Source organism: Actinomycetota bacterium, from assembly GCA_030650795.1.
GTDB lineage: Bacteria > Actinomycetota > Actinomycetes > S36-B12 > S36-B12 > UBA11398.
The window spans coordinates 215,588-237,198 of sequence record JAUSDJ010000031.1 but is presented as its reverse complement, the minus strand read 5'-3'; the positions used below and the strand labels follow the sequence as shown (position 1 = coordinate 237,198).

Sequence of the window (21,611 nt, the reverse complement as noted above, 5' to 3'; positions counted from 1 at the left end):
CTCTGGGGGCCCTTCGCTTGGCCTGGTGACTTGACCACGCTAAGCAGAAGTCGGATGATTCCGGACCTCGCACAGCAGTTCGGAGCCGGATGAGTGTTGCCAGCCAGATTCAAGGTCTCATCACACTGGGAGTTCACGAGCTCGCGGGCAAGTCGGTGAAGGCGTTCAGCGCACTGGGCGCGCAGTTGGCAGAGTCTGAGGATTCAGTCGTCGCCGTGCACCCGGATCTGGTTTCACCGAGCGCTCTTGCCCCGCTGCTGCGCAGAGGCGACAAGCGTGGCTTTGTTGTGGTGGACATGGCCGATCTTGATGAGTTCACCACTGTCGCGGGTGTGGCAATTCCCGAACGGCCTCTGTACCTCCTGCACAAGACCAACCGCGGAGATGATCTGCGCAACTGGACTCCGGTCGAGGTGTACGCAGAGCTTGAACTGCGCGGACGCAGCGCGCTGACCATCAGCGAAGGCATCAGTTGGCTGCTTGCACAGCCAGAACAACTTGAGCCGAATCACTGCTTTATGACCATCGCCTCTCGCAAGGTGAAGGACGCCAAGGGCACTCTGGATGCTCGTACTCCCGCGATCTGGATCAGTGGTGGCACGGGCCGCGACGGTAGAGAGAACAAGTACGCTCCCAAGGTCGGCTGGTGCTGGGCGGGCAATCGTCACACCTGGCTTGGGTTCGCCTCAACAGTTGGCCGCTCCTAAAAGCCGCCGAACCCTCGGTAGCAGAGCGCAGAGTCGCGCTTGGCTCATGTGCGGGCAGGCGGAGGTTGGGCGTAGGTACGTTCCACCTTGTTTGTATTCTGGGCAGAAATCTGTACAGTTTGTCGCATGACGACGGCCATCCCTGTGCGCACCCTGTCCGTGACTGACGCTGCCAGCCGCGGCGTGTCCAGCCTCGTGGCATCTGCGGAGTCAGGCCAGGACGTCGTCGTGGAGCGTCGTGGCAAGCCCGTCGCTGTCGTGGTCGGCATGGGCAGGCTCGCCCGCCTGGACAAGTTGGAGTCGGAGTTGCGTGACATCAGCTTGCTGCTCGCACGCGCTGCCACCGATACCGGCGAGCGGGTCGACCTGGACGACGCGCTGGCTGTGCTGGGCTTCGATCGTTCTGAGCTTGAAGCCGAACTCGCCAGGGACATCGCAGCAGGACGCGAGTGAGCGCCGCCGGTGGCAGCCGGCGACAGCAGCGCACCAAGCCCGCCAGTCGCAAGGCAGGCCGGCACCCGGACGCCAACAGGACAGTCGTTCGCCTCACCGAACCGGCGTTCGCCGACCTCGTCGCATTGAACAAGACCGACACTCCAGCGCTGCGCTGGGCACTGAAGAAGCTCCTTCTGCTTGAGCGAGACCCGGAGGCCGGCGAGGGGCTTCACGGGGCGCTCATCGGCTACCGCAAGCTCACCGTCAGTGACCGGACTTGGCGAGTCGTGTGGCGAGTGACGCACGACAAGACCGGAGCGACCATCGTCGATGTCGCGGAAGTCTGGGCGGTCGGAGCGCGGAGCGACTCCGAGGTCTACGCAGAGATGACCGACCGCGTTAGTCAAATGCCGGACTCCCCGAGAACGCTGGCCCTGGCCGAAGTCGTTGAACGGCTCGGCAAAGCAGTTACGGGAATCCGAGCCGCCGCCGAGCCGGAAGTCGAGGAGTTGCCTGCTTGGCTCGTAGGCAAACTTGTAGACCAAGCCGGGATGCGCCCCGACCAGCTCGAGGACCTGACTCTTGAAGAAGCCGTTGACGTATGGACCGAGTGGACGTCGAAGCCGCGACTCTGATCCGACCGCATCGGACAGACCGAGTTACGGTCGGCACACGCACGGTTGGAATAGTCGGTGAACGACTACAGACAGCGGGATGCCCCAAACCTAGACACCCCGCCGTACTTGCATGGATAGCCCATCCCTGGAAAATGACCTCGCTGTTCGTGAGCTCCACACCACGAATGCTCTGACCCAATGACCGGTAGCCTTAGCCCATGACAGGTGAGGTCCCGGAGAAGTTCGCATACTTGGGTTTGACCTATGACGATGTGCTGCTGTTGCCCTCTGAATCGGACGTCGTTCCAAGCGCGGTCGATACTTCAGCATTCGTAACCCGAAACATCAAGGTGAAGGTCCCCTTGGTGTCCAGTGCCATGGATACCGTCACCGAGGCCCGGATGGCGATCGCCATGGCCCGCTTTGGTGGCGTTGGTGTGCTGCATCGCAATCTTTCAATTGAAGAACAGGCCATTCAGGTCGACATGGTCAAGCGTTCCGAGGCTGGCATGGTCAGCCATCCGGTCACATGTCTGCCCAGTGACACATTGATCGATGTTGACCAACTCTGCGCGCGCTACCGCATCTCAGGTGTGCCGGTCGTGGATGCCAACGGCATCCTGGTGGGCATCGTCACCAACCGCGACATGCGCTTCGAAGATGACATGACCAAGCCTGCCTCCGATGTGATGACGCGCATGCCGCTTGTCACTGCTCCCCTGGGAGTCAGTCCAGAAGATGCCCTTGCGATTCTGGCTGCGCGCAAGGTTGAGAAGCTTCCGCTCGTCGATGAAGCCGGTCGACTCCGTGGACTGTTCACCGTCAAGGATTTCACCAAGACCGACAAGTACCCCAATGCCACAAAGGATTCCGGTGGTCGTTTGGTCGTCGGCGCTGCAGTTGGCGTTGGAGAGGATTCAGAACGTCGCGCCAAGGCACTGATTGAGGCGGGTGTTGATTTCCTCGTGGTCGATACCGCGCACGGCCATTCACGCGCAGTGATCGACATGGTGCGTTTGCTCAAGAGCCAGACGCACATCGACATCATGGGCGGCAATGTGGCAACCCGCGAGGGTGCGCAGGCACTCGTTGATGCCGGTGCCGACGGCATCAAGGTCGGCGTGGGCCCCGGCTCAATCTGCACCACCCGAATCGTCGCTGGAGTTGGCGTTCCACAGATCTCAGCCATTTACGAAGCCTCGCTCGCAGCACGGCCGGCAGGTGTTCCTGTTATTGGTGACGGCGGCTTGCAGTACTCAGGTGATATCGCCAAGGCACTCGTCGCTGGAGCTGACGTCGTGATGCTCGGCTCGCTGCTTGCTGGCACCGAAGAAGCTCCTGGCGATGTCGTGTTCATCAGCGGCAAGCAGTTCAAGTCCTACCGAGGCATGGGGTCACTCGGCGCTATGCAGTCTCGCGGTGAGGCGCGTTCGTACAGCAAGGATCGCTACTTCCAGGACGACGTCCTCAGCGATGACAAGCTCGTACCGGAGGGCATTGAAGGCTTGGTGCCCTACCGCGGTCCGCTCACTGCCGTCGCACATCAACTCGTCGGTGGCCTTCGAGCAGCAATGGGGTACTCAGGTGCGTCAACCGTTCCAGATTTGCACCAGCGTGGAAAATTCGTGCGTATTACTTCCGCCGGACTGCGCGAGTCACATCCGCACGACGTGCAGATGACCATCGAAGCTCCGAACTACACCGGGCGTTAGGCGAATATGGATTCCATCGAGATCGGTGGGACGAAACGTGCCCGTCGTGGCTATACCTTTGACGAGATTGCCATCGCGCCCAGTCGGCGTACTCGCGATCCACAAGCAGTTTCCACGGCTTGGCAGATTGATGCCTACCAGTTCAAGTTGCCATTCATGGCGGCACCGATGGACTCCATCGTCAGCCCGGCCAGTGCCGAGCAACTCAGCGAGCTCGGCATGCTCGCCACCTTGAATGTTGAAGGACTTTGGGGTCGCTATGCCGATCCACTGCCATTGCTTCAGGAGATCTCCGAGCTCACCGATGCTGATGTTGTTGTCCGGCTGCAGCAGATCTATGCAGCCGCAGCAGTTGATCCGGATCTCGTTGAAACTCGGGTGAAGGAACTCAAAGCAGCAGGCATCACCGTCGCGGTTGCTCTGAGCCCGCAAGCCACTGCCGTTCTTGCGCCGCTCGTGTCGCGCGCCGGCGCTGACATTGTCGTGATCCGTGGCACCACGGTTTCGGCCGAGCACGTCACACGCGACGAAGAGCCATTGAACCTCAAGCAGTTCATCTACGAACTCGAAGCACCGGTGATTGTTGGTGGTTGCGCCACGTATCAGGCTGCCTTGCACCTCATGCGAACAGGCGCAGCTGGGGTGCTCGTTGGCTTCGGCGGCGGTTCTGAATCAACGACTGCGGATGTGCTCGGCGTGCGTGTGCCGATGGCCAGTGCCATCGCCGAGATCGCCGCGGCTCGTCGCGATTATCTCGACGAGTCCGGTGGTCGTTATGTCCATGTCATTGCCGACGGCGGCCTTGGCCGTAGCGGCGATATCGTCAAGGCCTTCGCCTGCGGAGCCGATGCAGCGATGCTGAGCTCGGTGCTTGCTCGCGCTACTGACGCCCCTGGGCAGGGTGCGCATTGGGGTGCTGAGGCCTGGCACGCGCAACTGCCACGAGGCAAGCGCAATGCGCTCGAGCAGGCTGGCACCTTCGAAGAGATCCTGCACGGACCCTCGCGTCGCGCCGATGGAACCATGAACATTGCAGGTGCATTGCGCAAGGCGATGGCGACAACGGGCTACAGCGAACTCAAGGAGTTCCAGCGCGTTGAGATGGTCATCGGCGGCTCATAGCAGCCATGTCTGAACTCGAACAGCCACTCCCGACTCAAGGCCTAGAAAGCCCGCGTATCTACCTTTGGTGGGCCATCGCGGCAACTGCCTTCTGCTTTGCGCCTTTCGGGATTGTGGCGATCTGGTTTGGCTATCGCACGCTGCGCGCAGTGGATCGCAATGATCTGGATGCCGCCCGCAAGTCAAGCACGGCAAGCCGCCGCTGGCTGATCGTCACCGTCATTGTCGGCCTCATCATCAATCTGACTCTGCTCGTGATCTTCGGTCTGATGGGCGCATTCAGCACCTGATTGACCGTGCAAGATCCTGACTAGGATTTGCCTGTGAGCAGCCAGCCGACCGTCCTCGTCGTTGATTTCGGCGCTCAATACGCCCAACTCATTGCCCGTCGCGTTCGCGAAGGGCAGGTCTATTCCGAGATCGTGCCGTTCACCATCTCGGCCGCCGAGGTCGCAGCGAAGAATCCCGCGGCTGTGGTGCTCAGCGGTGGCCCTTCCAGCGTCTATGACGATGGCGCTCCACAACTTGACCCGGGCATCTTGGAGCTGGGCATTCCTGTCTTTGGCATTTGCTACGGCTTTCAAGCGATGGCGCAAGCACTTGGTGGAACGGTCGCGAACACTGGCAGCCGCGAATACGGACGAACCCAACTCGAGGTGAGTGAACCGGGCAAGCTCTTTGCCGGTTTGCCGGCTTCGCAGCAAGTCTGGATGTCGCATGGCGATGGCGTCACGCATGCGCCCGAAGGATTCACCGTCACAGCCAGCACAGCAGGTGCACCAGTAGCTGCCTTCGAGGATGCCGAGCGCAAGCTCGCAGGAGTGCAGTTCCATCCCGAGGTGCTGCACAGTGAGCAGGGCCAGGCGATTCTGGTGAACTTCCTGCGCGAGATTGCTGAACTTGCACCAACGTGGACGATGGCCAACCTCATTGACGAACAAGTTGCGGCCATGCGCGCGAAGGTAGGCATTGGTCGAGTGATCTGCGGCCTGTCCGGCGGCGTTGATTCAGCAGTGGCCGCGGCCTTAGTGCAGAAGGCTGTAGGCGATCAGCTCACATGTGTTTTTGTCGATCACGGACTTCTGCGCAAGGGCGAAGCCGAGCAGGTCGAACGTGATTACGTTGCCGCAACTGGCGTCAAGCTCGTCGTCGTCGATGCGCAAGAGCAGTTCATGCAGCACCTCGATGGCGTCACCGACCCAGAGCAAAAGCGCAAGATCATCGGACGTGAGTTCATCCGTGTTTTCGAGGCAGCAGCTCGCGATGTCGTTGAGTCAGCGGGCGCAGCTGGCGGCAAGGTTGAGTTTCTGGTGCAGGGCACTCTCTACCCTGATGTCGTTGAGTCAGGTGGAGGCGCTGGCACCGCGAGTATCAAGAGTCATCACAATGTTGGCGGTCTGCCAGATGATCTGCAGTTCACGCTGATTGAACCGCTGCGCACTTTGTTCAAGGATGAAGTCCGACAGGTCGGACTCGATCTCGGGCTCCCACCGGAGATCGTCTGGCGGCATCCCTTCCCGGGCCCGGGCTTGGCAATCCGCATTGTTGGATCAATCAATGCCGAACGTCTGGCGATCTTGCGCGAAGCCGATGCCATCGCCCGCGAAGAACTTACAGCTGCCGGCCTTGACAGAGAGGTCTGGCAGTTCCCTGTAGTGCTGCTGGCCGATGTGCGTTCTGTCGGAGTGCAAGGTGACGGACGAACCTACGGTCACCCGATCGTCTTGCGTCCGGTTTCCAGCGAAGATGCGATGACTGCCGATTGGTCGCGGCTGCCGTATGAAGTCCTAGAAAGAATCTCCACGCGCATCACCAATGAAGTTCCACAGATCAACCGAGTGGTGCTCGATCTCACGAGCAAGCCGCCGGGCACTATCGAATGGGAGTGAACTGACTCATGCAATTTCTCTTCAACGTTCTTGTCGTCCTGCACTTCGTTGGTCTGGCCAGCCTGCTGGGTGGATTCATCGTGCAGATGTCCTCGCCGAGCAAGGGCGTCAATCCCGCGATGCTGCACGGTGCCCTCACGCAACTGGTCACCGGCGTACTGATGGTCGGGTTGGTCGAGTCTGATCAGCTGCCCGACGAGGACCCGCTGAACATGACCAAGATCTCGGTCAAGCTTGGCGTGGTGCTGGTCATCACGGTGCTGGCATTCATCGGCCGCAAGCGCCAAGCTCCGCAGGTCGCGTTGTGGGCAATCATCGGCGCGCTGACTCTGCTGAACGTCGTCGTGGCAGTCTTTTGGAACTAAGCGCTTTGATATAGGTGGGTAGTGCAGGCAAGATCTACCGCATGCGCATTTCCAAGAAGCTGGCCGTTGGTGCCGCGACCCTTGCCCTTGTCGCTGCCGCAATCGCACCAGCGGCTCACGCCACTGACGTCAGCGTTCCTGGCTCAGAGTTCTCCCTCGGCCTTGCTCCAGAGGTGACTGGTTCTCCAGGAGTTCCGGCTGCCTACATCCGCTTATGGGACATGCAGACAGCTTGGCGCGACATCAACCCGGCACCGGGAGTATTCGACTTCTCGATCATGGATCAGCGGGTGGCCCAAGCTGAGGCCGCGGGTGCGAAGCCCTTGGTCGTTCTGGGTTTGACCCCGCAGTGGGCCGCCAAGGATCCGTCGGCAGGTGATCCGCGCTGGGGCGCGGGGACTGCCTCACCACCAGCCAACGCCGACACCTATACCGCATACATCACCGCGATCATGCAGCGCTATGGCGCTCGCATCGGAGCGGTTGAAGTGTGGAACGAGGCAAACCTGCAGACTTTCTGGAGAGGCACTCCGGCTGAGATGGCTGACCTCACGGCCCGCGCATACAAGGCCATCAAGGCAATCAGCCTGAACACCCAGGTGATTGCAGCCTCCACGACTACGCGTCTGGCCAGTTCCGTTGCCGAGTTCCTCGGCCCCTACGCCACAGCGCTGCAGTCGATGGGCTACCCGATCGATGCCTGGACGATTCACAGCTACCCCGCCGGAAATCAGGGGCCGTCTGATCGGTACCAGGACGTGCTCGAGTGGCGCGGCGTGCTCATCGATGCAACGGAGAATGATGCGGCTGCTCTCAACAAGCAGGTGTGGGATACCGAGATCAACTATGGCCTTGCTGGCCCCGGTGATTCAATCCCGCACTCTGACTTCGATGCCAATACCAGTGGCCAGTTCGTCGCCCGTACGTTCGTGGACTCGGTGCGGCTCGGCGTGGATGCCACGTTCTGGTACATGTGGACGGCTTCTTCGTTCTCGCTCTTGGGTGTGCAGATGTTCAATGGCACCGATACGACGATTGGTGCGTACAACACCACTCGCGCTTGGCTGAGTGGCTCGACTCTCAAAGGCTGCGATCAACTCAATGGAGTGATCCGCTGCTACTTCACCGGTGGGGCCGGAGCCTTCTATCTGGCGATGTCAGCAAATGACTCAGGCGTTTCCTTCGCCAAGCAGCCGACTGCCACTGCCGAGAACTGGCTTGGTCAGCCGGTGAACGCCAGCGGCCCGGTCACTTTGGCCAGCGGCCCAGTGAAGTTCACGTGTCTGCCCAGCGGCACCGATCAGTGCACTCTCGGCGCAACTCCAAGCGCTGCTGTGCCGCTGCCAGGTTCGGGACCAGCCATCACCAAGACCATCTCGATAACGGTGGCCAAGGGAAGGGTGTATGGCAGGAAAGGCCTGGTCATCACAGGTACGAGCACCGGGATGACTGGTGAGATCGTCACCTCGCACTGGAAGCAGATCAAGCCCAAGGGGTCTGCCAGCAGGAAGCCCAAGTACGCGGTCGGCAACAAGGCCACTGTGCAGGCCGATGGCACGTTCACGGTCGGCAAGGTGACCAAGTTTTCGGCAAAGGCTTATGTGAAGGGCTTCGACGTGAAGTCCAACACCGCCTCTGGCTGAGGCTCGGTCGAGGTCAGTCGTACGAGCTCATGACCCTGACGTTGATACCGAGCATCACACCCACGAACACGGCGACGACGATGAAGCCGGGCGCGATAACCGGCCAGTTGAGCGGTTCCAGGATCAGCGACCGCATGGACTCCATGACGTAGGTGACGGGGTTGAACGTTGCTGCGACCTCCATCTGATCGGTGAGCAGGTTGCGAGGCACGAAGTTCGGCGTCAGGAACAGCAATGGGAAGAACACCAGCCCGGCTGAGTTCGTTGCTGCTGCGCTGCGTGTCTTGAGCGCCACGAATTGCAGGAACGCTGCATATCCGGTCGCCCAGCCGGCCGCGAGCATGACGAGCAGCAGAACGCCGACAACCCCACTGGTGACCGTGACACCGAAAGGAAACGCGACGAGCAGGATGAAGACGGTCATCACAGCGATCTTGATGGGCTCTGAGATCAGCCGCCCGAGGGCGATCGAGGTTCGTGACACCGGCGTGGCGCGAATCTTGTCGAAGTAGCCGTTCTCGATCTCTTCCACGAGGTAGAGCGCGGCTGTTCCGAATGACGCGGCGAGAAGAATCGTCGCTGGCAGTTGGAAGGCGGCGTAGCTCTGGCCCTTGAGGAAGGGCGTCGTATCGGTCGGGAAGATACGAGCTGCTTGGCCGACATTGACCACGAGGAAGAACAGCGGAATGAACAGCGTGGGCAGCAGCGCGTCGGGAGTGCGCAGGGCCTCGCGCAAGCCGCGGCCACCGAGAACCTTCAGGGCGTTCATCCCCGCACCTCCCGTACCTCGCCTGCGCCACGTTCTCGGCCACGGCCAGTCACGTCGAGAAATACATCATCGAGGGTGGGCTCAGAATCGCCACCGCGCTTGGCCTTGAGCTCGGCCTTGAGCGCCTCCGGAGTGCCTTCTCGCACGATCTTGCCGCCGTCGATGATGGCCAGGCGGGAGCAGAGTTGATCGGCCTCCTCCAAGTACTGGGTCGTGAGGAACACCGTGACGCCGAGCTCATTGATGCGGCGCACCTCCTCCCACACCACCACACGACTCACCGGATCCAGCCCCGTCGTCGGCTCATCCAGGAAGAGCACATCGGGCCGGTGAACCAGCGCGCTGGCCAGATCCAGGCGACGCTTCATGCCGCCGGAATAGGTCTTCGTTCGGCGATCAGCTGATTCGGTCAGTTCGACAAGTTCGAGAAGTTCCTCCGCGCGAGCCGAGGCCTCGGCGTGCGACAGGTCGAACAGCCTTGCCTGCAGGACGAGGATCTCGCGTCCGCTCTGACGAGGGTCCAGGCCGACCTCCTGCAGGGCTACGCCGATCTTGCGCCGCACCCCGTCGGGGTTGGACGCCACGTCAATGCCCATGACCTCTGCTGAGCCGCCGGAAATGGTGGTCAAAGTGGTGAGCATCCGAACTGTCGTGGACTTGCCGGCCCCGTTCGGGCCCAGGAAGCCGAACACCTCACCCTTGTGGACCTGCAGGTCAACGCCACGAACGGCTTCAACCGTCGAGCCCTTCTTGCCATGGAATGTCTTGAGCAATCCGACTGCTGTCACCGCATTTGTCATGCGGCAAGGCTAGGGAGCAGGCCGGTCACGCGCCAAGTCCTGGGAGACATCTTGTGACATCGCTGAGCTGAGTTAGGCCTTAACTGTCCATGGGTCTCCCGCCGAATGCAACGAGGGAAAAGATTCGCTAGGGGATCAGCACTCGCTTGAAGGCCTCAGCCAGACGACCTTCAGGGAGACCACCTGCAGCTGCTGCGCCAGTGAGCCAGGTGCGGATGAAGCCACCGAGATCTTCATGATGCGCGGTCTGACTCGCATGCGCCTTCAGTGCGCCGATCTTCTGATCAAAGAATTCGGTGACGTCGACGTAGAAGTCAGGGTCGGGCGCTGCCATCACCCAGACCTCTGGAACCGTCCAGGCCTCCAGGCCTTCGTCATTGAAGAGCGAGACATGGGTGAACTGATTGCGGGCATCGGGATAGATCGCGTACATCGAAGCCTCACCTGTTGCGAGGTGATCGGGATGCGAGGCCGGGATGCGCGCCCAGTTGCGTTCGGGGGACTGGATGATCATCAGCTGCGGACGCACCTGGCGAATGACCCGGCTCAGATCGCGGCGCAGTTCATGGGTAACGGTCAGCTCGCCATCGATGTAGCCCAGAAATCGCACGTCCGAGACGCCAAGCACAGCGCCGGCAGCCCGCTGCTCTTCTTGGCGGATCCGCGGGATCTCCGAGCGGGGCACGGCCGGGTCGAAGCCGCCCGCATCGCCCGAGGTGATGACGCAGTAGGTGACTTCGGTTCCGGCGGCAACCAGGCTGGCGACGGTGCCAGCAGCGCCAAAATCCACGTCATCAGGGTGAGCAGTGACCACCAGAGCCCGCTCGAAGGCTGCCGTCATGGATTTCTCACTCTCCGTTGTGATCCCGATTGCAGGATAATTTCACTCTGTGAGCACCTGCCACAGTCGTCACATTGGCCCCACTCGTGACAACATGAGCGCGTGCTTCCCCGCCACGGGCGATTTGCCCTGCCCAAACGACCTCGTCGGGTGGGCCGGCACGTCGCACTGACGGGGCTTGTGGCAGGCACGTTACTCGTTTCCTTCCTCCCCGCGGCACAGGCCGCGGATTCGGGTTGGACCCCCTCAAACTGGACAGGCGTCGTGGCCGGAGCTCCGGTCCCTGGCACGGGCTTGCCGCCGGCAGCAAGCCCGGCGATGCCAGTTGCAGTGCCCCCACAGGCAGACATCGCTTCCACCTACGAAGGACAGTCCGTATGTGATCCCACGCCGAAGCCCGGAGCTCAGCGGGCGGTCGACCTGATCCGCGCAACCTATGGCGCTGCGCAACAGATTTTCATCTCCCGCGGCTGTGACGTCGGCGATCAGAGCGAGCACAAAGAGGGCAGAGCTTTCGACTGGATGGTCAGCGTCCGCAATGCCCAGGATCGAGCCAACGCCGAGACTTTCTTGAACTGGCTCTTGGCCACCGATGCAAATGGCGTTCCCTATGCCAATGCCCTGCGCATGGGCGTGATGTACATCGGTTGGAACGACCGCATCTGGCGTGGCTATGACCCTGCTCGCGGATGGGCCGAGCTCAAAGGCTGCTTTGCCACCCCAGCACCGGCCTCGGACACCACCTGCCATCGCAACCACATTCACATCTCGCTGACCTGGGACGGAGCGGCGGGCATCACCTCCTTGTGGACGGGCAACCCCATCACTGCGCCGTATTGCCCGCGCGTGACTTCGGGGGCGAGCACGAAATACCCAGAAGCGCATGGCGACTTGGTCTCGGTTGGCGCGGTGCAAGTGCTGGACACCCGCGCTGGAGTCGGGGTGCCGATGCGCTGCCGACTTGAGCAGGACCGTTGGACCGGTGACTCGCATCGCATCTTCCCGAAGATCACTGGCGTAGGCGGAATTCCGACCTCCAACGTCGGCTCCGTTCGTATTCGCGTCACCGCTCTGGGCGCGAACGTGAAGTCGACTATTCGCGCATGGTCTCCGGGTCAGTCCTCGAGCCAAGCAGTGGTCGAAGTGGGCATGAATGCCGATGCCACTGGCGAGGCAACCCTGCCAGTCTCGACCGACGGCACGATCGCCCTTGCCACTTCCCAAGGCGCTACGGATCTCGTCGTTGAAGTACTGGGCTACTACAAGGCCGATGCCACCGGCGCAGCTGCTCAACTGCCCAGCGGAACTGTTTCTGGTGCACCGGCACCGGCACCGGCAGCCACGCCGGAGAAGGCCCCGGCGCAGACCGTCACACCAGCGAGCCCGCCACCGCTTGAACCTGAGCCAAGTGACTTCTTCCCCGTTGGCTCGGTGCTCGGCTACGAAACAGTGACCGATGGCCCGATTCAGGCCGGTGAGTCACGCACCGTGAACTTGGCTGGGCTTCCTGCTGAGGCACGTAGCGCAGTTGTCTTCGTGACAGCCAAAGATGCGTCCAAGCGCGGCTTTGTCCGCATCGGCCGCAGTGCCGGCGCCGATTCAGCACAGATGAAGTTCCCGAAGTCGGCGATGACGAAATCCGTCATGATCGTGCCGGTGAGTGGCAGTTCAGTAGTGATGAGCTCCTCGCCGAACTCGGTGGTGCAATTGCGCGTTGAGGTACTCGGCTACGGCACAACCGAAAGCCCGCCGACGGTGATTGCGATGACTCCCAAGGTGATCTTCTCCGGCCAGGTCGATCCAACTTCACCCTTGAGCTACAAGGTCTCCAAGCAATTCGGACTGCCTGGCATGAAGAAGCTCAAGGCAGTGCTGCTTCGCGTGCAGACCAAGAAGGCCACTCAAGACGGCACCTTGGCGGTCTATGCATCAAATGGCGCTCCGCCAGGCACCCGCTCGGCTCCTGTGATGGCCAACAAGAAATACGCCGCGCTGATTCTGGCTCCGGTAGGTCCAGATGGTCGGGTTCAGGTGGCCTCGACCGTGGCCTCGAAGTTTGCCGCGAGCTTGGTCGGCTTCGTCAAATAGTTCCGTCTGATCAGACCTCTACGATGCTTCGGTGACCCCAGCAGAACTTCTCCTGAAGGACCTCAACGAGGCCCAGCGGGCAGCTGTTGAGCATCGCGGGTCGCCCCTGCTGATCGTTGCCGGTGCTGGCTCGGGCAAGACCAGGGTGCTCACCCGTCGCATCGCGCACCTCCTGGCTACTGGCGATGCCCGTCCCGGAGAGATCCTGGCCATCACCTTCACCAACAAGGCTGCGGGCGAGATGAAGGAGCGGGTCGCCGAGCTCATTGGCTCGAGTGCTCGAGCGATGTGGGTCTCCACTTTCCACAGTGCCTGCGTGCGTATTCTGCGCAGTGAATCCAAACGCTTGGGTATCGCCAGCACCTTCACCATTTACGACCAGGCCGATTCTCTGCGCCTGATGACCATGGTGATCCGCGATCTTGATCTGGATCCAAAGCGATTCACGCCGCGCAGTTTTGTGGCGCAGGTCTCGAATCTGAAGAATGAACTGATCGACGAAGAGACCTTCGCCTCGCGGGCTTCCAATCCGACTGAAGAGTCGCTTGCAGCTGCCTATCGCGGCTATCAAGAGCGGCTGCGTCGAGCCAATGCCTTTGACTTTGACGATCTCATCGGTAGCACAGTTGCCGTGCTGCAGTTGTTCCCCGATGTTGCCGAGCACTACCGCCGTCGGTTTCGACACATCATGGTTGACGAATACCAGGACACCAACCATGCGCAATATCAACTGGTCAAAGAGCTCGTCGGGCACGACACCGATCAACTCAAGGCGGGGGAACTGTGCGTGGTCGGCGATGCCGATCAATCGATCTACGCATTCCGTGGCGCCACAATCCGCAACATTGAAGAGTTCGAACGCGATTATCCCAATGCACGCACCATCATGCTGGAGCAGAACTATCGATCAACGCAAACAATCCTGACCGCTGCAAACGCAGTGATTGCTCGCAATGAACGTCGGCGCGCAAAGAACCTCTGGACCGACTCTGGCCAGGGCGAGCAGATCGTTGCCTATGTGGCCGACGACGAGCATGACGAAGCCACCTTCATCTCGACCGAGATCGATGCGCTCACCGACAACGCGGGCATCAAGCCCAGCGATGTCGCGGTGTTCTACCGCACCAATGCGCAGTCGCGGTCTATCGAAGATGTCTTCATTCGCGTTGGCATGCCCTACAAAGTTGTTGGTGGGGTTCGCTTCTACGAGCGTCGTGAAGTGCGCGATGCCATTGCGTATTTGCGCGCCCTTGCGAATCCAGAAGACGATGTCTCACTGCGCCGAATCCTCAATGTTCCCAAGCGCGGCATCGGTGATCGAGCCGAAGCCATGATCGAGGCCTTCGCTCAACGCGAGCGCATGTCATTCTGGGCAGCGCTCGAACGAGCCGACGAGGCGCCAGGCATGGCCACTCGCTCATTGAGCAGTATCGCGCCATTTGTGTTGATGATGAACAACTTGCGCACGCTCATCGAATCCGGTGCCGACTCAGCAACGGTCTTGCAAGCAGTGCTTGAGCAGTCGGGCTATGTTGCTGAGCTCAGCGCTTCGAATGACCCGCAAGATGAAGGGCGTCTGGAAAACCTTGCCGAGTTGGAGTCGGTTGCGCAGGAGTTCAGCGACGACAATCCAGAGGGCACCTTGATCGATCTGCTCGAGCGCATCGCCTTGGTCGCTGATGCAGATCAGATACCTGACGATGACGGCGGAGTCGTCACACTGATGACTCTTCACACTGCAAAGGGCCTGGAATTTCCGGTCGTCTTTCTTACTGGCCTTGAAGATGGAGTCTTCCCGCACATGCGTTCGCTCAGCGACCCCAAGGAGCTGGAGGAAGAGCGGCGACTTGCCTATGTCGGCATCACTAGGGCCCGCGAGCGCTTGTACTTGAGTCGATCGATGATGCGTTCAGCCTGGGGTGCGCCGGCCTACAACCCGCCGTCACGGTTCTTCGATGAGATTCCAGAAAGTGCATTGAACTGGCGGCGCGAAGAACCTGTGCGCCAGGCGTTCATGCCGTCCACCCCTCGCAACAGCAGTGCCCTGCGCCTCGGCGACCGAGTGGTGAACCCAGGCCCGGTCATCAACCTGTCGGCAGGTGACCGAGTCACGCACAGCAAGTTCGGACTCGGCACAGTCGTCAGTACGGCAGGCTCCGGAGACAAGGCCGACGCCACCATCGATTTCGGCTCATCCGGGGTCAAGCGGCTGTTGTTGCGATACGCCCCAGTCGAAAAACTCTAGTTGACTAAGGTAATGCAATTGCATTACCTTAAGTGGCTCAAGGCAGGAGGGCCCATGAGCATTCTGGAGACCGAATCCGGATTGACTGACCGATATCAGACGACGGTGCCAGAGCCCGTGCGTCGGGCACTTGGTCTAGCCAAGCGCGATCGCCTTCGCTATGAAATTCAGGCTGACGGAGTTGTGATCCTGACGAAGGCCGATTCTGTCGTCGAAGACACCGTCATGAACGCCTTTCTGACCTTCCTCGCCCATGACATTGAATCCCGCCCGGACGCGGTCACGGGGCTGGATCCGCTCCTTGTTGATCGCATTGTGAGTCTTGTTGCTGGCATCGAGATTGATCTCGATGCCTCACTCTCTGACGAAGACGAATGACCGGTGATTTAGCGACGTCAGCGGTAGCGCACGGCTGGACTCTCTTTGCTCATCCGATTTTCGTCAGTCAACTCCAAGCATTGGTCGCCGAGGTTGAATCCCTACGTCTGAAGGACGCAGAGGGGTACAAGTCGAAGAATGCGACCAAGCGCCTGGCGGCAATTCGACAGCTTGCACTTGAAGTCATTCCACAGAATCCACAGAACCCAATTTTTCGTCAGGGCAAGACCCTAGGTTCCGAGCATTCGCATTGGTACCGCGCCAAGTTCTTTCAGCAGTACCGACTCTTCTTCCGATTTCACGAGCAGGCGCACATCATCGTGTACGGCTGGGTGAACGACCCTGAATCGAAACGTGCCTATGGCAGTTCAAGTGACGCCTACCGGGTCTTTCGGCGCATGCTGGAAGCTGGCGCGCCGCCATCGGATTGGGAGGCTTTGCTCAATGAATCCAGCAGAGCCGACTTAGGCAACGCAACTAGTGAATCTGATCGCGGGCCAAGTGCTACTATTTAGGTGCTTCAAAACATCCACATGGAGGCAGGATGAGCCCCACGAGCATCCGAGCTGGCAAGGCATTGTCAGCGAATCGCAACAATCTGAGTGACCTCGCCGTTCGAATCCAGTTCACACACGCCGCAGTACCTGCGCTCCTGCGCATAGCGCAGGCCTGGGGCCTGACTGATGCGCACTTGGCCGAACTTCTTGGCGGGGTCTCGATCAGCACCGTTCGACGCTGGAAGCGCACTCCACCCGAGGATCTGGGCTTCGATGGTCTGACTCGGGCCTCATATCTGCTCGGGATCTACCAGGCCCTGCATGTGATCCTGGACAAAGTCAATGCCGATGCCTGGGTGCGCAAGCCCAATGACTCTGCGCTGTTCAGCGGGCAGAGCCCCTTTGACGTGATGGCCCGGGGTGGAATCTTGGCAATGGATCGCGTGCGACTGCATCTGGATGCAGTGCGCGGCGGCAGATGAGGGTTCAGCATCTTGAGTTGCACGACACGATGCGACTGATCGACTCCCGTCACGACACCGAAGCAAGTCACGCATTGCATGCACTTACAGATGATGATGCTGAGACAACCGCGGTGCTCGTCGATCTTGTTCGAGTCACCAGTGCTCGCACTCAGGCCGAGCTCGGCCAGAACCCGGCATTCGCTCGCAACGTGCTCGTGGCCGGAGTCCCGCTGGCCGCTGTCATCAACGCGGCCTTCACCTATCCGTCGGGCACTGGCTTTGGGGGAGGTCGCTTCAATCGCGAGCAATTCGGTGCTTGGTATTGCTCCGACGGATTGGACGCCGCCAAGGCTGAGGTTGCTTTTCACCGGGCACGTTTTCTTCAACAGTCACGGATTGATCAAGCCGAGATGGCGTTCACCGTCTATCTGGCAGATGTCAATGGTGATCTGGCAGTGCTGGCGGCAAGAGCCGATGCTGAATATCTGCATCCCGATTCCTATGTCGCTTCGCAAAATTTCGCCGACGAATGCCGTGCGCGGCAACTCTCAGGAATCCGCTATCCATCTGTTCGACTGGCTGGTGCACTCAACACTGCCGTGCTGATCCCGCATCTGGTTCAGCATGTTCGGCGTTCGAATACATATGCGGCCCATTGGGACGGCTCTTCCATGCAATGGCATCAGATCAAATGATGTGCCGATGCCAAACGCTTGGTCGGCAACTAGACCTTGCGGCGAGCGCGCCGGGAGTACATATCAGCGTCTGCCTGTCGGACAAGCTCATCGAAAGTATCAACGGCGGGATCAATGGTTGCCCAGCCAAACGTGGCTGTGCCAGGCCATTGGCCAGTTGGAATCTCACTCTTGGCAAGGAACTCGCGGATGCGTTGGGTCAGCACATCTGAATTCCAGTTGCTACCGATGCCCAGGATGAGGAACTCATCGCCTCCCCAGCGGCAGGTCAAGTCGCCACCGCGTACCGAACTTTGGATTGCCTCAGCCGTGGCTTTGATGACCTGATCGCCCATGTTGTGGCCGTGCCGGTCGTTGACCTGCTTCAAGCCATCAATGTCGACGAACATCGCTGAGATCGTCACCTGACCTCGGGCCGCCAAGCTGAAGACCTGGCCAAGACGCGCATTCAAGCCGCGGCGGTTGAGCATCCCCGTCAACGGATCCTCGGTTGCCAAAGCTGCGTGCAGGGCAAGTGCCTTGGCCAGCGAATCGACTCCACGGAGGCGAACAGACAGAAGAACGCCACTGATCATCAGCGCCGCGATCGACGCCACTGTCCAATCGACATTCGCCGGGGACGCCAGACTCATGGATACCCAGATGCAGCCAATCAGCATGGGAACGGCAGCACTGATGGCCGCTCGGAAATCCATAGCAAGAGGTCCGTAGGCCGCAATCGCGAACAGGGCATAGAGCAAACCAGTGTCTGAAAAGTGCTTGTACTCCTGAAACAACAGCGCAAGCACCATCAACGTTGCCAGGCCGGCGCTGATCCATGGCACCGCGGCAGCGGGCAGCCACGGACGTCCGAGCAAGGGTGCAGCGATTGCCAGCAGCAGGGCTGACAGGAAGATCGGAATGTTCTCCTGGAAGCTCGTGCCGCCGCCTTCATCGGTGCCCAGCACGGAGTTCATGGTTGCGAGCACCAGTGCGAGGACGGCAACGGACGCCGCAATCCACGGCGCCTCATGCTTGGCGGTCTGCTGACGGAAAGCGCTGCGCTCGTGAGCTGTGAGGGCGACGTGATCGATGTCGCTCGGTGAGAACACTATGCCTGAGGCATCGCGCTCTGTTGGATTTTCGCCCGGGCCCATGGATCCAGCCTAGAGGCCGCTCTCGGAACTAGCGAGAAGTTGTTTTGAGCTCTCGCGATAGACGTGAAAGTTCGGATCAAGTCAGGACAAGGGCAGCGATCTGTACGACGACTATCGAACTATCGTTCGCGCTTCTTACAGTGCGAAGCATGCAAATGCATGATTCAGCAGACGTGCAGGTGGCCAGACGCGGCTTTCTGCTCGCTGGCTTGGCCGGCGCAGTGACCTTGACCCTTGGAGGCACCACGGGATTGCTCGTCAGTGCCAAACCTGCCCAAGGCGCGACGATGAAAGTCCTTGATGTGACAGGGGATTACGCGTTAACCGATGCGCAGACCGGCACCCAGGTTTCGGTCACAGTGCGCAACGGAGTGCGTCGCATTCGAGCGAACGGATTGCCGAACCACTCAACAGGCAGCTTCCCCAATGCGCACAATCCCAATTCGATCAGCGCGCAGTCCTATGACTTCTCGGTGCCGGCCAAGCCGACTCGCAATGCCAATTCGACGCCGTACGCCCTCCCGCAGCCCTTCGGCATCGCAATCAACGGCGTGCTCTTCGATCCCTTTGCGGCGGAATGGTGGGATCGATCTGGGGCTCGCAGCACTCCCCACTTGTCGGTTGGGCCGGTGACGGCTTCCCGATCTATCTCAACCGCGGCTATCGAAAGCCAATGGATTCCAATAGCGGACTCAGCACGCTCACCTCCTCGTATCAACTGAAGTCGGGTACCCGCCCCGACGGTCCAGGCGGCGCCTACGACGGCAACTTCGTGCTGGATTGGGAGTACCGGGTCGGCTCGGGCACTCTGGATGCAGCAAATGGCCGGTTCGCGGTGACCCCCGAATATCCGCGAGGCAGCTATGTGTACGTACTGACCCCCGGAGTCCTGGAGATCCCACGGCAGTTCGCCGGAATCCTTTCATCCTCGTTTGTTCGCAATGGCCCAAGCACTCCGGGCGGATTGACCAGACCGCCACGCTAAGTGGGTCCAAAATCACAGGCTTCTCGGCGCGAGGCCCCTCCTGACTTGAGTAGGCTCAGCCCGCTCGGCTGACATTCGCCGATTTCCGCTCTGCTATCGCGTCGTATCGCCAAAGGAGTCCTGCGTGGACCTGTACGAGTACCAAGCTAAGCAGCTGTTCGAATCCCATGATGTCCCCACGACTCAGGGTGAAGTGGCCAGCACTGCAGACGCTGCCCATGAAATCGCCCGCAAGATCGGTTCACAGGTCGTGGTCAAGGCCCAGGTGAAGACCGGTGGTCGCGGCAAGGCAGGTGGCGTCAAGCTCGCTGAGAATCCTGATGACGCTTTCGAGAAGGCCAAGGCCATTTTGGGCATGGACATCAAGGGTCACACCGTCCATCGCGTCCTTGTTGCCGAGGCCAGCGATATCGCCGAGGAGTACTACGTCTCCTTCCTTCTTGATCGCACCAACCGCACCTTCTTGGCGATGGCCAGCGTCGAGGGTGGTGTCGAGATCGAAGAGGTCGCAGTCAACAACCCCGACGCCCTCGCGATGATTCGCGTCGATGCCCTTGAAGGCTGCACCGAAGCCAAGGCCCGCGAGATCGTTGCCGCAGCGAAGTTCGACGACAAGATCGCCGATCAGGTCGTCGCGATTCTGCTCAAGCTCTGGGACGTCTTCGTCAAGGAAGACGCAACCCTGGTTGAGGTCAACCCACTCGTGCTCACCCCCGACGGCAAGGTGCTCGCACTGGACGGCAAGGTCACCCTCGACGACAACGCCAACTTCCGTCACCTCTCGCACGAAGATCTCATCGACCGCGAGGCGACCGACCCGATCGAGCTGCGCGCAGCGGAGTTCGATCTCAACTACGTGAAGCTGCAGGGCGAGGTCGGCATCATCGGCAACGGTGCCGGGCTCGTGATGAGCACCCTTGACGTCGTTGCATACGCCGGTGAGGAGTTCGGTGGCATCCTGCCCGCGAACTTCCTCGACATTGGTGGTGGCGCCAGCGCAGAGGTAATGGCCAATGGGCTGGACATCATCCTGAACGACCCTGAGGTCGAGTCGGTGTTCGTCAACGTCTTCGGCGGCATCACCTCGTGTGACGCTGTGGCCAACGGCATCCTGCAGGCACTTGAGATGCTCGAAGCCAAGGGCGCAACGCTGACCAAGCCAATCGTTGCTCGCATCGATGGCAACAACGCGATCGAAGGTCGCGCGATCCTCACCAAGGCGAATCACCCACTAATCGAAATGGTCGAGACCATGGACGATGCTGCGCGTCGCGCTGCCGAATTGGCAGCAGCACGCAAGGCCGGAAAGTAAAGGCATACGAACATGGCTATTTGGCTGAACAGCGAAAGCAAGATCCTGGTCCAGGGCATGACTGGTTCAGAGGGCAGCAAGCACACCCGTCGCATGGTTGCCTCAGGCTCCAATGTGGTGGCCGGTGTGACCCCGGGCAAGGCCGGTCAGGATCTTGACGGCATCCCGATCTACAACACCGTTGGCGATGCAATCGCCGCAACCGGTGCAAACGTCAGCGTGGCATTTGTGCCACCGAAGTTCGCCATCGGTGCGGTTGAAGAAGCCATCAACGCTGAGATCCCTTTGCTGATCCTCATCACCGAAGGCATCCCCGTTCACGACACCGCGAAGTTCTTCCAGCTCTCGCAGAACTCGGGCAAGACGCGCGTCATCGGCCCGAACTGCCCGGGCGTCATTTCACCCGGTGTGTCCAATGCCGGCATCATCCCGGCCGACATCACCAAGCCAGGCCGCGTCGGTCTCGTCTCGAAGTCGGGCACCCTGACCTACCAGATGATGTACGAGTTGCGCGACATCGGCTTCAGCACCTGCGTTGGCATCGGTGGCGACCCAATCATCGGCACCACCCACATCGATGCCCTCCAGGCATTCCAGGATGACCCCGACACTGACGCCATCGTGATGATCGGTGAGATCGGTGGCGATGCTGAAGAGCGCGCGGCTGCGTACATCGGTCTGCATATCACCAAGCCGGTTGTCGGCTACGTGGCTGGCTTCACTGCTCCTGAGGGCAAGACGATGGGTCACGCTGGCGCCATCGTCTCGGGCTCGGCCGGCACCGCGGCAGCCAAGCAGGAAGCGCTCGAGGCTGTTGGTGTGAAGGTAGGCAAGACGCCGAGTGCGACTGCCCGCCTGATGCGCGAAATCATGATCAGGGGCTAATCAACAAAAGTAGCAAACATGCCGAA

Annotated in this window: 21 protein-coding genes and 1 pseudogene; 18 read left to right on the top strand and 4 right to left on the bottom strand. The window is 60.4% G+C overall.

What is annotated here, in order from left to right; translation table 11 throughout:
* The first annotated feature begins 89 nt into the window (after positions 1-89).
* The 9 genes from Q7L55_10470 to Q7L55_10430 all read left to right on the top strand — a co-directional run bounded on the left by Q7L55_10470 (position 90) and on the right by Q7L55_10430 (position 8,490).
* The gene (locus Q7L55_10470) at positions 90-707 is read left to right on the top strand and encodes a DUF5701 family protein (protein MDO8732974.1); all 618 of its coding nucleotides are present in this window, start codon (positions 90-92) and stop codon (positions 705-707) included.
* Between the two features lie 126 nt (positions 708-833).
* Positions 834-1,160 carry a type II toxin-antitoxin system prevent-host-death family antitoxin gene (locus Q7L55_10465; GenBank protein ID MDO8732973.1) on the top strand — a complete coding sequence of 109 codons (327 nt, stop codon included), beginning with the start codon at positions 834-836 and terminating at the stop codon, positions 1,158-1,160.
* Positions 1,157-1,777, top strand: coding sequence for a hypothetical protein (locus Q7L55_10460; GenBank protein ID MDO8732972.1), 621 nt, complete (start codon positions 1,157-1,159; stop codon positions 1,775-1,777). Before Q7L55_10465 ends, Q7L55_10460 begins: the two co-directional genes overlap by 4 nt.
* Before the next feature lie 200 nt (positions 1,778-1,977).
* Positions 1,978-3,471 (top strand): IMP dehydrogenase, encoded by a 1,494-nt coding sequence (gene guaB, locus Q7L55_10455; protein MDO8732971.1) that lies wholly within the window; start codon positions 1,978-1,980, stop codon positions 3,469-3,471.
* A 6-nt stretch (positions 3,472-3,477) separates the two neighbouring features.
* Positions 3,478-4,593 (top strand): GuaB3 family IMP dehydrogenase-related protein, encoded by a 1,116-nt coding sequence (locus Q7L55_10450; GenBank protein MDO8732970.1) that lies wholly within the window; start codon positions 3,478-3,480, stop codon positions 4,591-4,593.
* A 5-nt stretch (positions 4,594-4,598) separates the two neighbouring features.
* Entirely contained in the window at positions 4,599-4,883 is a 285-nt protein-coding gene (locus Q7L55_10445; protein MDO8732969.1) for a CD225/dispanin family protein, read from the top strand.
* Positions 4,884-4,916: 33 nt separating this feature from the next.
* Complete coding sequence (gene guaA, locus Q7L55_10440) at positions 4,917-6,482, top strand: glutamine-hydrolyzing GMP synthase (protein MDO8732968.1); 1,566 nt, start codon at positions 4,917-4,919, stop codon at positions 6,480-6,482.
* 8 nt (positions 6,483-6,490) lie between these two features.
* The gene (locus Q7L55_10435; GenBank protein ID MDO8732967.1) at positions 6,491-6,847 is read left to right on the top strand and encodes a hypothetical protein; all 357 of its coding nucleotides are present in this window, start codon (positions 6,491-6,493) and stop codon (positions 6,845-6,847) included.
* Between the two features lie 41 nt (positions 6,848-6,888).
* The gene (locus Q7L55_10430; GenBank protein MDO8732966.1) at positions 6,889-8,490 is read left to right on the top strand and encodes a hypothetical protein; all 1,602 of its coding nucleotides are present in this window, start codon (positions 6,889-6,891) and stop codon (positions 8,488-8,490) included.
* 13 nt (positions 8,491-8,503) lie between these two features.
* Here Q7L55_10430 and Q7L55_10425 read toward each other — a convergent pair whose 3' ends face one another.
* The 3 genes from Q7L55_10425 to Q7L55_10415 all read right to left on the bottom strand — a co-directional run bounded on the left by Q7L55_10425 (position 8,504) and on the right by Q7L55_10415 (position 10,900).
* The gene (locus Q7L55_10425) at positions 8,504-9,259 is read right to left on the bottom strand and encodes an ABC transporter permease (GenBank protein ID MDO8732965.1); all 756 of its coding nucleotides are present in this window, start codon (positions 9,257-9,259) and stop codon (positions 8,504-8,506) included.
* On the bottom strand, positions 9,256-10,059 hold the full coding sequence (locus Q7L55_10420) for an ATP-binding cassette domain-containing protein (protein ID MDO8732964.1): 804 nt from the start codon (positions 10,057-10,059) through the stop codon (positions 9,256-9,258). Before Q7L55_10420 ends, Q7L55_10425 begins: the two co-directional genes overlap by 4 nt.
* Before the next feature lie 127 nt (positions 10,060-10,186).
* Positions 10,187-10,900, bottom strand: coding sequence for a PIG-L deacetylase family protein (locus tag Q7L55_10415; protein MDO8732963.1), 714 nt, complete (start codon positions 10,898-10,900; stop codon positions 10,187-10,189).
* A gap of 102 nt (positions 10,901-11,002) precedes the next feature.
* Here Q7L55_10415 and Q7L55_10410 point away from each other — a divergent pair, with 102 nt between their 5' ends.
* From Q7L55_10410 to Q7L55_10385, 6 genes are read left to right on the top strand one after another with little or no spacing between them, the layout of a single operon-like run.
* Positions 11,003-12,988 (top strand): hypothetical protein, encoded by a 1,986-nt coding sequence (locus Q7L55_10410; GenBank protein MDO8732962.1) that lies wholly within the window; start codon positions 11,003-11,005, stop codon positions 12,986-12,988.
* A 31-nt stretch (positions 12,989-13,019) separates the two neighbouring features.
* Positions 13,020-15,233, top strand: coding sequence for a DNA helicase PcrA (gene pcrA / locus Q7L55_10405; GenBank protein ID MDO8732961.1), 2,214 nt, complete (start codon positions 13,020-13,022; stop codon positions 15,231-15,233).
* A gap of 54 nt (positions 15,234-15,287) precedes the next feature.
* On the top strand, positions 15,288-15,611 hold the full coding sequence (locus Q7L55_10400) for a type II toxin-antitoxin system PrlF family antitoxin (GenBank protein ID MDO8732960.1): 324 nt from the start codon (positions 15,288-15,290) through the stop codon (positions 15,609-15,611).
* Positions 15,608-16,126 (top strand): type II toxin-antitoxin system YhaV family toxin, encoded by a 519-nt coding sequence (locus tag Q7L55_10395; GenBank protein MDO8732959.1) that lies wholly within the window; start codon positions 15,608-15,610, stop codon positions 16,124-16,126. Before Q7L55_10400 ends, Q7L55_10395 begins: the two co-directional genes overlap by 4 nt.
* A 29-nt stretch (positions 16,127-16,155) precedes the next feature.
* The gene (locus Q7L55_10390; protein ID MDO8732958.1) at positions 16,156-16,590 is read left to right on the top strand and encodes a DUF2384 domain-containing protein; all 435 of its coding nucleotides are present in this window, start codon (positions 16,156-16,158) and stop codon (positions 16,588-16,590) included.
* Entirely contained in the window at positions 16,587-17,267 is a 681-nt protein-coding gene (locus Q7L55_10385) for an RES family NAD+ phosphorylase (GenBank protein ID MDO8732957.1), read from the top strand. The genes Q7L55_10390 and Q7L55_10385 overlap by 4 nt, the downstream gene beginning before the upstream one ends.
* Before the next feature lie 29 nt (positions 17,268-17,296).
* Here the strand turns inward: Q7L55_10385 and Q7L55_10380 are convergent, their stop codons facing one another.
* On the bottom strand, positions 17,297-18,403 hold the full coding sequence (locus tag Q7L55_10380) for a GGDEF domain-containing protein (protein MDO8732956.1): 1,107 nt from the start codon (positions 18,401-18,403) through the stop codon (positions 17,297-17,299).
* 149 nt (positions 18,404-18,552) lie between these two features.
* On the opposite strand from Q7L55_10380, the pseudogene Q7L55_10375 reads away from it, so the two are divergent.
* The 3 genes and pseudogenes from Q7L55_10375 to sucD all read left to right on the top strand — a co-directional run bounded on the left by Q7L55_10375 (position 18,553) and on the right by sucD (position 21,585).
* A pseudogene (locus Q7L55_10375) lies at positions 18,553-19,388 on the top strand (YHYH protein).
* Positions 19,389-19,512: 124 nt separating this feature from the next.
* Complete coding sequence (sucC, locus tag Q7L55_10370) at positions 19,513-20,700, top strand: ADP-forming succinate--CoA ligase subunit beta (GenBank protein MDO8732955.1); 1,188 nt, start codon at positions 19,513-19,515, stop codon at positions 20,698-20,700.
* Positions 20,701-20,712: 12 nt separating this feature from the next.
* Positions 20,713-21,585, top strand: coding sequence for a succinate--CoA ligase subunit alpha (gene sucD / locus Q7L55_10365; protein MDO8732954.1), 873 nt, complete (start codon positions 20,713-20,715; stop codon positions 21,583-21,585).
* The last annotated feature ends 26 nt before the right edge of the window (positions 21,586-21,611 follow it).

Coding starts and splice junctions, on each gene's coding strand:
- Q7L55_10400 (MDO8732960.1), top strand. CDS start 15,288: ATGAGCATTCTGGAGACCGAATCCGGATTGACTGACCGATATCAGACG.
- Q7L55_10445 (MDO8732969.1), top strand. CDS start 4,599: ATGTCTGAACTCGAACAGCCACTCCCGACTCAAGGCCTAGAAAGCCCG.
- Q7L55_10425 (MDO8732965.1), bottom strand. CDS start 9,259: ATGAACGCCCTGAAGGTTCTCGGTGGCCGCGGCTTGCGCGAGGCCCTG.
- Q7L55_10450 (MDO8732970.1), top strand. CDS start 3,478: ATGGATTCCATCGAGATCGGTGGGACGAAACGTGCCCGTCGTGGCTAT.
- Q7L55_10420 (MDO8732964.1), bottom strand. CDS start 10,059: ATGACAAATGCGGTGACAGCAGTCGGATTGCTCAAGACATTCCATGGC.
- Q7L55_10430 (MDO8732966.1), top strand. CDS start 6,889: ATGCGCATTTCCAAGAAGCTGGCCGTTGGTGCCGCGACCCTTGCCCTT.
- Q7L55_10385 (MDO8732957.1), top strand. CDS start 16,587: ATGAGGGTTCAGCATCTTGAGTTGCACGACACGATGCGACTGATCGAC.
- Q7L55_10465 (MDO8732973.1), top strand. CDS start 834: ATGACGACGGCCATCCCTGTGCGCACCCTGTCCGTGACTGACGCTGCC.
- Q7L55_10390 (MDO8732958.1), top strand. CDS start 16,156: ATGAGCCCCACGAGCATCCGAGCTGGCAAGGCATTGTCAGCGAATCGC.
- guaB (MDO8732971.1), top strand. CDS start 1,978: ATGACAGGTGAGGTCCCGGAGAAGTTCGCATACTTGGGTTTGACCTAT.
- Q7L55_10470 (MDO8732974.1), top strand. CDS start 90: ATGAGTGTTGCCAGCCAGATTCAAGGTCTCATCACACTGGGAGTTCAC.
- Q7L55_10415 (MDO8732963.1), bottom strand. CDS start 10,900: ATGACGGCAGCCTTCGAGCGGGCTCTGGTGGTCACTGCTCACCCTGAT.
- sucD (MDO8732954.1), top strand. CDS start 20,713: ATGGCTATTTGGCTGAACAGCGAAAGCAAGATCCTGGTCCAGGGCATG.
- Q7L55_10435 (MDO8732967.1), top strand. CDS start 6,491: ATGCAATTTCTCTTCAACGTTCTTGTCGTCCTGCACTTCGTTGGTCTG.
- Q7L55_10395 (MDO8732959.1), top strand. CDS start 15,608: ATGACCGGTGATTTAGCGACGTCAGCGGTAGCGCACGGCTGGACTCTC.
- Q7L55_10380 (MDO8732956.1), bottom strand. CDS start 18,403: ATGGGCCCGGGCGAAAATCCAACAGAGCGCGATGCCTCAGGCATAGTG.